Genomic DNA, 14,124 nt, shown 5'->3' on the forward strand with positions numbered 1-14,124 from the left:
ACGGATCGTTCGGTCGCTGTCAGTGATTTCAATCACCGGCTTTGGACTCTCGTCTGATCCTTCCAAATCCAGGAAGACCGTCCTGTCAATTTCTACGAATTCAAGAGCCGCTGAAGCAGGCGATACGGCGGCAGCTTTTCTGCGCCAGTACTGGAAGGTGGATAAAGCCAGGCCGTTTTGGACGCAGAAGCCAGCCTGAGTCAGACCTGACACCTGATATTGATCAACCAGGTTCATCCACTGTTCCTGATTCAGTTCACGGGATTTGGAAAACAGATAATTATGCATAAAATCCTCCAGTTCTAGTCGAATACAGAATATCGACTGGAACCGGAGGATCTAAGCCCATGCAAATTTCAAAAGGTTACGTTTTAAGAATCAGCTGCGATCTGATTTCTTTTGAGAAATCAGACTTTCAATTTTTTGAGCATCCGGGTCAATAAAAATAGTCCTGTAGCGTTTCATCGTAATGAATCCAACCTTAGCTCCTGGGACTTTTCTCAATTGAGAAACCTGAGTATAGTCGACGGGAACACTCGATGAATTTCTTCCTTTTGAAAACCAGGCAGCTAATTGAGCACACAGCCGTATCTGTTCTTCAGTCGCTTCATCTGTTTTTAAAATCACATACGCACCATGATAGTCTTTGACATGAAACCACAGGTCCTGCTTATTTGCGATTTTACTGAGAATGTACTGATTCTGAAGATTGTTCTTTCCTACGATTATTTCACAATCATCCATTGATAGATTCAGGATATTGGGCGCCTTTTGCTTTTTCCTTCTCAGATTGTTCTTTTTTGTCATGAGAACACGGTTTCTGATCAATTCTTCGCGAATTTCCAGAGCGTCATCCACACCAGCAACCTGCAGCTGTTCGGCCATCTGTTCAAAATAAGCCAATTCTTTTCGAGCCTGTTCAATCTGTTCTTTGAGAATAGTCTCTCCCCGTTTGAGCTTATGGTATTTTTTGTAAAACAGATTGGCATTGTCCTTGAGATCATAGCGCATATCCAGCTCGATGCGAACGACTTTATCATCTTCAAAGGATTGAACCTCTATGACTTTATCTTTTTTGAGCTGCCCCATCCAGGCAAAGATCAAATCGCCGTATTCACGATATTTGTCATAATCTTTCGATTCTTCCAGCGAAGCTTCCAGTTTTGGAATCTTTTTCTTCAGCTTTTTGATCTCCCGGTCTACGGCTTTAAAAACATCTCCGCACTGTTCCTGAATGCGGATTTTCTTTTCATCTTTTCCATAAAGAGAATTCAAACCTTCCATTAATGGATAAATTTTAGGAGTTTGATTCAAATGTCTGATGGGGATCAGATGAAACTCTTTTTCATAAACGTAAAGATGATCAGAACTGAGAAGCTCAGAAGTGATTTCTTCAAAAGATTCGCCATGATGAATCCGGTACAGATATTCCTTTGATAAAAGTGGAGAAAATCCCTCAACCTGTTTTACCAGAGAGCTCTCCAGATCCAGACCATCAACAGATAGAGGGGACATTTTCTGCTGAGGAGCTGGCAAAGTATATTTAGCCCCAGGATGAAGAAGCCGTTTGGAGTTTTCAAAAACAGGAATTCTCTTCAGACAGTCAATGATGGTGGATGAATGATGGTCTACCAGAACCAGGTTGGAATATTTTCCCATCAGTTCAGCATAAAGGTCATATTCGATAGGATCTCCCAGTTCGTTATGTCCCAGAATTGCAAACTTCAGAATTCGGTCAAAGCCGATCTGAGATATTCCGGTTATGATGCCCTGTGAAATATATTTTCGTAAAAGCATGACGAAATTGGTTGGAGTCTGCAGAAAGTCTCTGGCTTCCTTTGCCAGATAAATTCGGTTTGTATTGGAATGGGTATTGATGACTAATTTTGCGGCAAAACCCTTCTTATGAGCCGAGATCAGGACTTCCTCTTCGGAAAGAGACTGAATCCGGGAGATCTTGCATCCCTTCATCTCCTGAAGTGCCGAATTTATTCCGGCTATCAAAAGTCCATCAAGAGCCATGGTATTCACCTTCCTAACTAAAATGTGATAAATGCAATTAAACAAAATAAATAAAATAAACAAGAATCATACGGCAGGACAGTAAAAGCGGCAATCCAATCATAGCGGCAAAACACATATACCACAGCTGATTACGATTGAGTCTTATTTGAAATATGAGTTTTTTTTCAAACTCTTTTATTTCATAGGTTGAAAAGTGCAAGGCCGCTTTGTAGCTATAAAGCATTTTTTATTAGCTTGTCGATTATCTGCTTGCAATTTGACAGTTTATGGTTAAACAATAATAAATATATTGTTCTGGTCAGCCGGATTGATTCAGTTGAATGAGAATCAATTGAACTGGATCCCAGCAGGTAATTGCACAGGCATCCATCGGGCTTACACCATCATAGCATGAACTTTAACGCTAAAATCCTGACAGAATGATTCATTGGCAATCGGTTTTCTGTCAATACAAAGGAAAGTGAGAAATTTATGACAAATCAGGAATCAAATGAAAAGGGAAAGCTTTTTGTACTAAGCGGTCCTTCTGGAGTGGGAAAGGGAACGGTTTGCAAGGGGCTTGATCTGAATGCTCTGAATACTCAAATTTCGATTTCTATGACCACAAGAAGGCCAAGAGAAGGAGAAATTGACGGAGTTTCGTACTATTTTGTTTCCAGAGACACGTTCGAAAAAGCCATTGAAAATCATGAGCTGCTTGAGTATGACGAACACTTTGGAAACTACTATGGAACTCCTAAGGCTCCAGTCAAAAAGCTTTTAGATCAGGGTGTCAATGTTCTTCTTGAAATCGAAACCAACGGAGCCAAACAGGTTATGAGCAACTTGCCGCAGACTGTATCCATTTTTATGGCTCCGCCTTCTGAAGAAGAACTCAAAAAAAGAATCATCGGCCGGGATTCTGAACAGGATGAGGAAATTCGTGATCGCCTGAAAAAAGCGAAAGATGAAATGAAAGAGATGAAATCCTACAAGTATGTGGTCGTCAACGATCAAATTGAACAGGCGATTTCAGAAGTCAGTCATATTATGGACGGAACGTTTGAATAAGCTTTCAGAATCTAAAAAAACGCTGTTACCGAGCAGGAATTTTGCATTTCTCGACCGTCAGAATCCCTGCTTATTCCAATGGCTTGAGCAATTTGGGGCATAGTGGTATCATTCAATCGATAAAAACCTTTGGGGAGTGGATATCCACTCCCCAAAGATTTTATTTAGTACCTTAAACAATAAGGAAATGCCGGTCATTTTGATGGCTGAAGCAAGAAAGGAGACGCTGTCGGGATTTATTTTCCGACCGACAAACGAATGGACAATTTGAAAACTTGGCTGATCCCGCTCCTGCAGGAAATGGGCTGCCGGTTGTACGAGGTCGAATGGGACACTTCCATGAAACCTCCTGTGCTGAGAATCAGTATTGAGAAAAACGATGGAACGATCGATCTGGACACCTGTAGTGCAGTCAGCGACAGAATCAGCACTCATCTCGATGAAACCGATGAGATTCCGGGTGAATATATGCTCGAAGTCTGCTCCCCTGGTGCTGAAAGGGAACTGCGAAACGATGAAGAAATTGCTGCAGCCCTGGGTAAATATGTTTATGTAAAACTAAAAAAACCTGAAAAGGGAAGAGCTGATTATATAGGTGATCTGAGCCGTGTCGATAACGATTCAGTCGTTATTTCCTACTTTGATAAGGGAAGACCGAAGAAAGCTGAGATTTCCAAAGACAACATTGCTCTGATCATGACAGCAGTCAAAATGTGAAGGTGATTTTATATGCCAGGAAAATCAAAATCAAAAAAGAAAACTGAACAGCAGGAATTTGCTTTCTTGAACATTGCCGAAAGCCGCAATCTTCCAAAAGATGTTGTTGAAGAAGCACTTTCCGAAGCCATGGAAAAAGCGTACCAGAAACAGTCTGGATTAAAGGACCTTAAAGTCCGCACTGAAATCAACAACGGGAATATGAAAGTTTTCCGTCAGCGTGAAACGGTTGAAAATGTTGATGATGAAGAATTTGAAATCAGTCTCGAGGATGCAAAAAAGGTTAAACCGGATGCAGAAATTGGGGATCTCATTGACGAAGAAGTATCCTTAAACAATTTCGATCGAGCAGCTATCACTCTCGCCAAAAGTGTGATTAAAACAAAAATCCGTGAAGCTGAAAAAGCTGTGATTTATGAGAAGTATGTCGACCAGGTGGGAGAAATGGTCGAAGGAATTGTTGAATCCGCCGAAGATCGTTTTATTTTAGTCCTGCTTGGAGCCGATAAGGAAGGCAAACATCAAAACGGAAGCACCTTGGCCATGATGAAAAAGAATGACCAGATTCCAACTGAACATTACTTTGATGGCGAACATATTAAAGTAGTGATCACTGATGTAAACAAGGAAAGCAAGGGAGCTCAGATTCTTGTATCCCGGGCTGATCCCGTTTTTATCAAACGACTGTTTGAAAAAGAAGTTCCTGAAATTTATAACGGAACCATTGAAATCAAAGCCATTGCCCGTGATCCGGGAATGCGGGCCAAGATCGCGGTTTATTCCCACAATGAAAATATCGACCCAATCGGAGCCTGCATTGGTCCAAAAGGAAGCCGTGTACAGGCAATCATTCAGGAACTGAATGGGGAAAAGATTGATATCTTTGAATGGTCTGATGATATCCAGCAGCTTGTAGCCAACGCCCTTTCACCAGCAGCTGGTGTTGTTGTCATTCCTAAGGATGGGCCTAGAGGCGGATTGATTGCTGTGGTACCAGACAATCAGCTTTCCTTGGCTATTGGTAAAAAAGGTCAGAATGCCCGTCTTGCTGTAAAACTGACAAACCACCGTATTGATATCAAATCTCAGTCAGAAATGAAGGAACTTGGTATCGACTATCAGGCAATTGCAGATGAAATGCATGCTGAATACGAAGCCAGGAAAGCGGCTGAACGTGCTTATAAGCAGCAGCAGAGAATTGACGAACTGCGTGCCGAAAGTCCAGATGCCATCGATATTGATTCTGTAGACTTTACCTACGATGACGATGACTACGTTCCAGAATCTCGAAAAGAAGCTGAACAGATTCCATCTGCTGCTCCGAACGCAAATCAAGAAGCCCCTGCAGAAAATGAAAAAGATGTTGAAGAGATGGAAGAAGCGGCTCGGATTGCCAAGGAAAAACGTAAATCCTTGGCTGAACGTCGGGAACAGAGTTACACATCCAAATTCGAATCTGCAGCTGAAGCTGCTCCAGCGCAGCCATCCAGCAAGAAAAATGATCATAAACACAGCTATAAAAACGAAAAGCAGGAAGAACGTAAACCGGTGCTTAAGAAAAAACCAGCTTACACTGCCATGCAGCCTATTTATACTGAAGACGAACTTGCAGAGATTGAAGAGAATGAACTCGAAGAAGAACTCTCTGCAAGCTGGAATGAGGATGTTGATTACGAAGAATATGATGAATATTATGATGATGAATATTAGAGCGATCTGATCTTCTGAATCGATTATTCTGAAATATTTGAATCTTTGAATTCCTGTAATGAACAGGTTGTCCTTTGCAGGAATTCTTTGATGTCCCATTCTTCAATTCGCATTGACCAATTTGCCTGAATCTTTAATTGAAGGAGCGGAAAATGCCAGCAGTAAGAAAAATACCGATGCGCAAGTGCGTCGTAACTCAGGACCGTTTTCCAAAAAAAGAACTGATCCGGGTTGTTCGCACGCCTGAAAACACAGTGTGCGTAGATCTGAGTGGTAAGAAAAACGGTCATGGAGCCTATATTCAGAAATCGCTTGAAACGCTTTCCAAAGCCAGGAAATCCAAAGCTTTAGCCAGAGCGCTTGAATGCGAGATTCCTGAAGAGGTTTATGAAGAACTTGAGAGACTGATCCATGCAGGATAAAGTAGTCAATTCAATCCAGATGGCAATTCGGGCTGGAAAAACCATTCGTGGTGAAGGACTGATTCCTTCAATCATTAATGGAAGCTCGAAGCTGGTGATTTATACCAGCACAATTGGGAACAATTCGAAAAAGAAAATTCTCAATAAATCGAAAACAGCAGGAATTCCTGCATTCGAACTGGATGAGCTTCGTTTTAATTCGATTTCCAATAAGGCAGCCAGTGCCTATGGAATTACCGATCAGGGGTTTGCCGCATCTCTGATTGAAAAATTGACTTCAGATAAGTCAACTTCGGCCGATTTTAATCTGTCGGCTGATACTGAAAAGAAATGAACCGCCTGATAACAGACTGAACCAGGAATTTCCTGATTCAGTCTTCGTGCGGTTGAATCAGGAAATCCTGATTGGAAGTTAAGGATGGTGAAATGATGGCAAACAAGCCACAGCGCAGAAAAAACACAAACACGAACAACAGAAACAAAAATAACAATAAGAATAATAACAACCGGAATAATAATCGCGGCCGCAATAACGGACGCGGTAATAACTACGCACCAAGACCAAAGGTGGAATATCCAAAAGAAATTACTTATTCCACACAGCTGAGCGTTGGTCAGTTAGCAGAACTGATGAAGAGAAATTCATCAGAGATTATTAAGTTTCTGTTCATGCTCGGCAATATGTCGACCATCAATACCACATTAAGCGATGAAGATATTGAACTGATCTGCATGAATTTCAATGTCACTCCTCACAAAGAAATTATTATTGACGAAGATGATATCGAAGAACAGATTTCCAACCGCGTCTTTGATGAAAAGGATCTCGTCAGCAGACCACCAGTTGTTACCATCATGGGGCATGTTGACCATGGTAAAACCACTTTGCTTGATACCATTCGAAATTCACATGTAACCAGTGGAGAATTTGGAGGTATTACTCAGCATATTGGTGCTTACCAGGTTTCTGTAAGCGGAAAGAAAGTAACATTCCTTGATACTCCTGGTCATGAAGCCTTCACAGCCATGCGGGCCCGTGGAGCACAGATCACGGATATTGTTGTATTGATCGTTGCAGCAGATGATGGTGTCATGCCTCAGACCAAGGAATCCATTGACCACGCCAGAGCTGCTGGAGTACCTATTGTAGTAGCAGTCAATAAGATTGATAAGGCTGGAGCCAATCCCGAACGTGTGATGAGCGAGCTGGCCAACGAAGGGGTAATGCCTGAAGAATGGGGCGGAGATAATATCTTTGTTGAAATTTCAGCCCGTAATGGTCAGGGAGTCGATGATCTTCTTGAATCCATTCTCCTGGTCGCAGAAATGCAGGAATTAAAGGCTAATCCAAAAACATTAGCTAGCGGAACTGTAGTTGAAGCCAAACTGGATAAAGGCCGTGGACCGGTCGCTACTCTGCTCATTCAGCAGGGAACTCTGAAAGCAGCCGATTCCCTTGTTGTAGGATCTGCTTACGGACGTATTCGTAAAATGACCAATGATCGTGGTCAGGAACTGAAAACTGCAGGTCCAAGCATGCCTGTTGAGATTATCGGTCTGAATGAGGTTCCACAGGCCGGTGACGTCTTCATGGTTTATGACTCTTATAAGAAGGCAGCGGAAATTGCACAGTCCCGTGAAAATAAGAAGATTGAACGTGAAAGAAATGCGACATCTGCCCGTTCCCTTGAAGACATGGCCCGTATGATTTCTGAAGGAGATGTCAAGGAAATCAATGTCCTGATCAAAGCGGATGTTCAGGGTTCTGCTGAAGCATTAAAAGCTTCTGTAGAAAAACTGGATGTGGATACTGTTAAGGTGAATGTTATCCGTTCGACAGTTGGAACGATCACTGAAAGTGACATTATGCTGGCAAGTGCTTCGAATGCCATCATCTATGGATTCAACATCCGTCCTACTGCGGCAATCCGTAAAAAAGCGGAAGAGGAAGGCGTAGAAATCCGTCTGCACAACATCATCTATAAAGCGCTTGAAGAATTAGAAGGTGCCATGAAAGGTCTGCTTGCTCCTGTATACGAGGAAGTCATTACTGGACAAGCTGAAGTTCGTCAGATTTATAAAGTTTCCAAAGTTGGAACGATCGCTGGATGCTATGTCACTGATGGAATGATCAAACGTGATTCGGGTGTTCGTCTGATTCGTGATGGAATTGTTGTTTATACAGGTAAGCTGGGAAGCCTGCGCCGCTTTGAAAACGATGTAAAAGAAGTGAACCAGGGCTTTGAATGTGGTATGACAATAGAGAACTTCAACGATATTAAAGTTGGAGATGTGATCGAAGCATTCGAGGATCAGGAAGTAAAAAATGACGATTAAACAGGACAGAATGGACCAGATTCTGCTGCGAGAAATCAGTCGGATCCTGCAATTCGAGCTGAAAAATCCTAAACTTGGTTTTGTAACGGTTACGGATGTTCAATGCACCCGCGATATGTCACAGGCAAAGGTTTATGTCAGCTTCTTGGGAAAACAGGACCGCAATGATGCAGGAATGAAGATTCTTCGTCAGTCGAAGGGTTTCATTCGTTCGATCGTTGCGAAGAATGTTAAAGCCTATAAAGTTCCGGATCTGATTTTTGTTCAGGATAAGACTCTTGAAAAGGGCCGTAAAATTGAAAATATCCTGGCTGATATCAGCAGAACCACAAAACCCGTAGAAGAACCTGAAGAAGGTTTGGACGATGAAAAGCAGAACTAGTTCTGCTTTTCTTGCTTTTATCAGAAACCTGCTCATTTCACTTTTATGGGGGGCAGGGATCCTGATTTTTGAAATTTCGTCACTGAACCTCTGGGAAGTTCTTCATTACGAAGTTGGGCACTGGCAGCTCTGGTTTTTTCCTATAGCTGTTTTCTGTTTTGTGTTTTTATACCGCTCGTTCAAAAATCCTGTAATGAAGTTAGCAATCTGTCTGATTGCCATATCATCTCTTTTGCTTAGTCTGTATTTCAGAGGAGTTCAGATTGCAGATATTGCTTCAGCCTATATTCTTGATCTGAAGATTTCTCAGCAGAAAAATGTTCAGAAAAGGACTCCGCTTTATCCAAATTCGGTTTTGCTGACAGAAGAGCCCTTGCTGGTTTATTGGGTGGATGATGAAAAGACTTCAGAAACTCTCAATTCAGAGCAGCTCGAAACAACAAGACAATTCATTGAATCGCTGCCTGAAATTCTGACTCAGTATTCAGCGGCTGTTTATCTGATGGAAGATTCCCTGTTTCTTCAGAATAATTCAGATATAGCTTCTCTGGAAGAAGTATTTGGTGTTTCATCGACTCTTCAGGCTGCAAGCTGTATCCGTGTAATTTTTGATGACGCAAACGTCCTTTACACTTATCTGAAGGATGGAAGTACTGTGTTTTTGAATGATCCGATATTCTTCAGAGAAACGATAGTACACGAACTCGCTCATCTGCTCGACTATTATTCAACCGGTATTCAGGATCTTCTGAGTGAATCAGAAGAGTTTAATCAGTTTTATGAAGAGGATCCTGATCTGTTTGGCGATTATGGAGCGAGTGCAAGGGAAGAGTATTTTGCGGAAGCCAGCGTATTTTATTTTTTGTATCCTGATCTGATGAAACAGATTGCTCCAGATATTTATCAATTTTTTCTGGATCGATTTCCATATCAGGAAGAGATCCAGAATCAGGAGAAGATACAGAACCAGAAATCAAAGTCGGAAGATAACCTGATGGATCCTTCTGAAAATTCAGTAGAAAATTAAATGGACAATATGGCAGATCATCACTTCAATCTTTCTGTTAATAAATCGACGAAAGGTCATTAAGATCGATGAATAAAATCATTTCTAATGTGCTGGATTCTGGCTTTGCATTTTGCCATTGATGATTATCCTTTCGTCTTTTTCAATTTAATCGTACCTGAACAAAAGGTACGTTTTTTTTTTGGGGCAGGCAGTTGTAATGCACTTTTCGGAATTTATTCATATGTTTGTCGTTTATATCTGAATTAAATATAGAACTGACTTACTGTTATATGGTGTTTACATATGTATTCAACTGTTATATACTGTTTTTGTCCTAAGGAGCTAGATAGTCATGAATATTCAGATATCGCATTCTTCGATGATTCCGATCTATGAGCAGATTGCCGAACAAATTCGCAGTCAGATACGAAATGGCCAGCTGAAAAGTGAGGAACCCTTACCTTCTGTTCGTTCGCTTGCTAAAGATTTTCGAATCTCTGCGCTGACGGCAAAGAAGGCCTATGACCTTTTGGAAGAGGAAGGCCTTGTCTGTACCATTCATGGAAAGGGAACTTATGTTTCTAAAATAAATCCAAATTTACTGCAGGAAGAAATGCAGAAACAGCTTGAAGAGAGTTTGCTTCAGGCCATACAGAAAGCAAAGTTAATGAAAATGAGTGATGAAGATATTGTTGATCTTGTTTCACTTCTCTTGGAGGAATACAAATGATTCACATTCAAAATGCCGTAAAAAATTATGGAGAATTCCAGCTCAATGCAAATCTTGATATTCCAAAAAATTCAATCACAGCCTTACTCGGACTGAATGGATCGGGTAAAACGACGTTATTTCGATTATTAACGGGATTAATGAAGCCAGATTCTGGCATAGTCAACGTCTTTGATCAAAATGCATGGACTTTAAGCAAGAAACAAAAGGAAGAGATTGGAGTTGTGTTATCGGAATCCACTTTCATTCCATCTCTAACAGTCGAGCAGATAAAAAAAGTGCTGAAGGCTTTTTATTCATCTTTTGATGCAAATTATTATGACAGGCTGGTCAATCGATTTAATCTGCCAAAAAACCAGGAAATACAAAACTATTCTACCGGTATGAAAGTCAGACTCAAAGTGATTTCCGCTTTATCGCATCATCCAAAGCTTTTGCTGCTCGATGAACCGACGGCAGGTCTTGATGTCGCAGCGAGAAATGAAATTCTGGATTTGCTCAGAGAATACATGGAAAATCCAGAACATTCTATATTGATCAGCTCTCATATTTCCTCAGATCTGGAAAACTTCTGCGATGACTTTTACCTGATTTCTTCGGGAAGAATTGTTCTTCACGAGGACGTTGAAACTTTGAAAGACGGATATGGCATTGTTCATATCCTGGATCAGGATTACAACAAGGTTGATCTGCAGCAGGTCATCCGTCAAAAGAAAACAAGAAATGGAACAGATGTTCTGGTTAAAGATATTCAATTTTATGAGGAGAACTACCCCTGGCTTGCTGTTGAACATGGCAATATTGATGATCTGCTGCTGATGTATGAAGGAGAATCTGTATGAAAGGATTATTTACTCTTGATCTGCAATTTTTGATTTCTCAAAAAAGATTATTTATGGTTTTTCTATTCATCATGGCTGCCTTTGTATTTGGTGGAGACTCGAATATTCTGATGTCAATGGCACCTTTACTGATCATAATCATATTGATCCGATCACTTCTGATTGAAGTCGAAGCCAATAATGCGAGAATGCTTTTTACGATGCCTTTTTCTAGAAAAGACTTTGTTATTGAAAAATATGCTCTGATTTTTGGTGGAGCTTTTCTGGCTCAAGTCATCGTTTTATGGATATCTTCATTCATATTGAAGACTTCTGAAGCTGAATTTACAGGTCAGATTCTGCTGCAGCTTTTGATTATTTCCATTCCTGCCAGTATTCTGATTCCCATCAACTTAAAATTTAAAAGTAATTCACAAATTGTAACCATGTTTTTGTCCATGGCTCTTGTATTGGCTGTCATTTCTTTAATGGAATATCAGGATGAGCTTGTCAGTGTTTTTGGACAGATAGGTCATATTCATCCAATCATACTGACTGCATCTGGAGTGATTCTTATCATATTGTTCATTTCGGTTTCGATGCTGATCAGCTATCAAATTGTAAAAAGTGAAGAATTTTAATAACAAATGAAAACGCTCAGGACCATACTTCTTCGATCCTGGGCGTTTTCGTATAGATAATTACCTCTATATAGAAATCCTGACATAAATACTGATAAGCATATAATTGTAAAAAGCGAAAATTCAAACAATCAAAAAATGAGAATTCGATCAAATCATCGAATTCTCATGACGGATACTAATATGGATTATGATTATTATATTCTGCTTGTAAATTAATCGCACATTTTAACGATTACAGCTACACCCATTCCTCCACCGATGCAAAGTGAAGCCAGACCATAAGTCAGGTGACGTTTCTGCATTTCGTGAAGCAGGGAAACAAGAATACGGTTTCCAGAAGCACCAACTGGATGACCTAAAGCGATCGCTCCACCATTTACGTTTGTAATGGACATCAGAGCTTCGCGATCAATACCGGTGTTTTCAATCAGTTCATGGATTACACCTAAGGACTGAGATGCGAATGCTTCATTCAGCTCGATTAACTGCATCTGATCAAGAGACATGTGAGCATATTTCAGAGCATTGAGAATAGCTGGAGTAGGGCCAAGACCCATTGTAAGTGGATCAACACCACCCTGACCAAGACCGATGATCTCAGCGATTGGTTTCAGATCATATTTTTTAACAGCTTCTTCGCTGGCTACAATACACATCGAAGCGCCGTCATTGATACCAGAAGCATTACCGGCAGTCACTGTACCATCTTTGATGAACGCTGGACGCAGTTTAGCTAAGAGTTCCATGCTGGTCTGTCTTGGATGTTCATCGGTATCGAAAACAACAGTTTTCTTTCTTTCTTTGATTTCGATTGGAACAATTTCATCTTTGAATTTGCCATCAGCGATTGCTTTGAGGGCTTTTTCCTGGGAAGCCAGTGCAAATTCGTCCTGCATTTCGCGGGTGATGTTATATTTTTTTGCGATGTTTTCTGCTGTAACACCCATGTGAATGTTGTTCATAGCGTCAGTCAGTCCATCGTTAACCATGGAGTCAACCACAGTCTGGTTGCCCATTTTTACACCCTGACGGTTTTTGCCGCTGATCAGGTAAGGAGCTGCAGACATATTTTCAACACCACCGGCTACAAAAATATCGCCCCATCCTGCCTGAACACGAATAGCCGCTTCAATAACAGCTTCAAGGCCGGATCCACAAACCATGTTAATGGCATGTGCAGGAACACTCTGAGGAATTCCAGCATCCAATGAAATGTGACGGGCAATATTCTGTCCAAGACCAGCAGAAATTACGTTACCGATAATTACTTCGCTGACCTGATCAGGTTTTACGTTAGCTTCTTCAAGAGCAGCTTTAAGAACGGTAGCTCCCATTTCTGCAGGAGTGACATTCTTCAGGGAACCCATGAAAGTTCCGATTGCGCTTCGCTTAGCGCCAACAATATAAGCTTTCTGAGACATTAAATATCCTCTTTCTACTCGTAATGAGTTTTACGAACCCATACTATCACAATAAAAATACAATTCAATTTGATGTGTGAAAATTTTCACTTTAGAAATAGACCATTTTGGATTTTTATATAAAGTTTTGGAGATCAAACATCAGCAGGTTCATAAACACGGATAAAAAAACAGCTTTTGTTTTAAGAGGTAAGAATGAAACAAAATGTAAATTCTTGAAAAACTAATGTGTAATCTTTGAAAATTCTTAAAAATAACGATAAACTGGTTACAGTGATACCCGCGGTATGAATAGCAGGAAAGGTTTGGTATTTATCATGTTATGCACACCGCTCATCAATAAAGCATTGGATCTCAGTTATAAGGCTCATGAACATCATCTTGATCGTTTGGGAAGTCCATACATTTTCCATCTGTACTACATTGCATCTCAGATGGAACATGAAAACGAGATCTGTACGGCTCTTCTAAAAGACATTCTGGAGGACAGAACTATGAACTTGACAGAATTGGCCGCCCTGGGATTCTCGAAATGTATCCTTGAAGCAATTACGCTTCTTACACGGCCGAAAACTATGTCTTTTGAGACCTACCTGCGACGAGTTAGCAAAAATGAACTGGCTAAAAAAGTCCTGATTCAGGATTTAAGCTATGATCTTCTTTTGCAGCAAGTCACCGCGGGTATGAATGAAACTTCTCAGAAGAAAATCATGCAAAAACAAAATGCTCTATCCTTCTTACAGTCCGCCTGTTGATCGATAAGCTGATTCCTATACATCAGATTTAAAGTTGGGTTTTCAGAATGAATAAACTTCTTAGCCAGCTGATCTGAGATTTACAATTTAATAATCCATCT

At 40.7% G+C, this 14,124-nt stretch carries 15 protein-coding genes; 12 read left to right on the forward strand and 3 right to left on the reverse strand.

The genetic code is table 11. The features are described from left to right. Together tnpA and BO222_RS10640 are read right to left on the reverse strand one after the other, a co-directional pair. Positions 1-288: IS66 family insertion sequence element accessory protein TnpA (gene tnpA / locus BO222_RS10635; protein ID WP_198931968.1), on the reverse strand; the 288-nt coding region annotated here is incomplete at its 3' end. A gap of 90 nt (positions 289-378) precedes the next feature. Further along, a complete protein-coding gene (locus tag BO222_RS10640) occupies positions 379-2,022 on the reverse strand; it encodes an Rqc2 family fibronectin-binding protein (protein ID WP_075820780.1) in 1,644 nt (547 codons plus the stop codon). Between the two features lie 474 nt (positions 2,023-2,496). On the opposite strand from BO222_RS10640, the gene gmk reads away from it, so the two are divergent. The 11 genes from gmk to BO222_RS10695 all read left to right on the forward strand — a co-directional run bounded on the left by gmk (position 2,497) and on the right by BO222_RS10695 (position 11,844). Beyond that, positions 2,497-3,075 (forward strand): guanylate kinase, encoded by a 579-nt coding sequence (gmk, locus tag BO222_RS10645; RefSeq protein ID WP_075820781.1) that lies wholly within the window; start codon positions 2,497-2,499, stop codon positions 3,073-3,075. A gap of 258 nt (positions 3,076-3,333) precedes the next feature. Continuing rightward, positions 3,334-3,792 (forward strand): ribosome maturation factor RimP, encoded by a 459-nt coding sequence (gene rimP / locus BO222_RS10650; RefSeq protein WP_075820782.1) that lies wholly within the window; start codon positions 3,334-3,336, stop codon positions 3,790-3,792. 12 nt (positions 3,793-3,804) lie between these two features. Next, entirely contained in the window at positions 3,805-5,502 is a 1,698-nt protein-coding gene (gene nusA / locus BO222_RS10655) for a transcription termination factor NusA (RefSeq protein WP_083647798.1), read from the forward strand. Positions 5,503-5,654: 152 nt separating this feature from the next. After that, positions 5,655-5,924: an RNase P modulator RnpM gene (gene rnpM, locus BO222_RS10660; protein WP_075820783.1), complete on the forward strand. Its 270-nt coding sequence runs from the start codon at positions 5,655-5,657 to the stop codon at positions 5,922-5,924. Next, a complete protein-coding gene (locus BO222_RS10665; RefSeq protein ID WP_075820784.1) occupies positions 5,914-6,258 on the forward strand; it encodes a hypothetical protein in 345 nt (114 codons plus the stop codon). Before rnpM ends, BO222_RS10665 begins: the two co-directional genes overlap by 11 nt. 92 nt (positions 6,259-6,350) lie before the next feature. After that, on the forward strand, positions 6,351-8,261 hold the full coding sequence (gene infB, locus BO222_RS10670) for a translation initiation factor IF-2 (RefSeq protein ID WP_408606369.1): 1,911 nt from the start codon (positions 6,351-6,353) through the stop codon (positions 8,259-8,261). Then, positions 8,251-8,643, forward strand: a complete 393-nt coding sequence (gene rbfA / locus BO222_RS10675; RefSeq protein WP_075820785.1) for a 30S ribosome-binding factor RbfA — start codon at positions 8,251-8,253, stop codon at positions 8,641-8,643. Before infB ends, rbfA begins: the two co-directional genes overlap by 11 nt. Further along, positions 8,627-9,670 (forward strand): anthrax toxin lethal factor-related metalloendopeptidase, encoded by a 1,044-nt coding sequence (locus tag BO222_RS10680; RefSeq protein ID WP_075820786.1) that lies wholly within the window; start codon positions 8,627-8,629, stop codon positions 9,668-9,670. The genes rbfA and BO222_RS10680 overlap by 17 nt, the downstream gene beginning before the upstream one ends. Before the next feature lie 334 nt (positions 9,671-10,004). Further along, positions 10,005-10,382, forward strand: a complete 378-nt coding sequence (locus BO222_RS10685) for a GntR family transcriptional regulator (RefSeq protein WP_075820787.1) — start codon at positions 10,005-10,007, stop codon at positions 10,380-10,382. Beyond that, positions 10,379-11,224: an ABC transporter ATP-binding protein gene (locus tag BO222_RS10690; protein ID WP_075820788.1), complete on the forward strand. Its 846-nt coding sequence runs from the start codon at positions 10,379-10,381 to the stop codon at positions 11,222-11,224. The genes BO222_RS10685 and BO222_RS10690 overlap by 4 nt, the downstream gene beginning before the upstream one ends. Further along, positions 11,221-11,844 (forward strand): ABC-2 transporter permease, encoded by a 624-nt coding sequence (locus BO222_RS10695; protein ID WP_075820789.1) that lies wholly within the window; start codon positions 11,221-11,223, stop codon positions 11,842-11,844. Before BO222_RS10690 ends, BO222_RS10695 begins: the two co-directional genes overlap by 4 nt. Before the next feature lie 215 nt (positions 11,845-12,059). On the opposite strand, the gene BO222_RS10700 is transcribed toward BO222_RS10695, so the two are convergent. Further along, the gene (locus BO222_RS10700; RefSeq protein ID WP_075820790.1) at positions 12,060-13,268 is read right to left on the reverse strand and encodes an acetyl-CoA C-acetyltransferase; all 1,209 of its coding nucleotides are present in this window, start codon (positions 13,266-13,268) and stop codon (positions 12,060-12,062) included. A gap of 305 nt (positions 13,269-13,573) precedes the next feature. On the opposite strand from BO222_RS10700, the gene BO222_RS10705 reads away from it, so the two are divergent. Next, complete coding sequence (locus tag BO222_RS10705; RefSeq protein ID WP_143357011.1) at positions 13,574-14,023, forward strand: GTP pyrophosphokinase; 450 nt, start codon at positions 13,574-13,576, stop codon at positions 14,021-14,023. The last annotated feature ends 101 nt before the right edge of the window (positions 14,024-14,124 follow it).

This window comes from Ileibacterium valens, from assembly GCF_001945525.1.
Classification (GTDB): domain Bacteria; phylum Bacillota_I; class Bacilli_A; order Erysipelotrichales; family Erysipelotrichaceae; genus Ileibacterium; species Ileibacterium valens.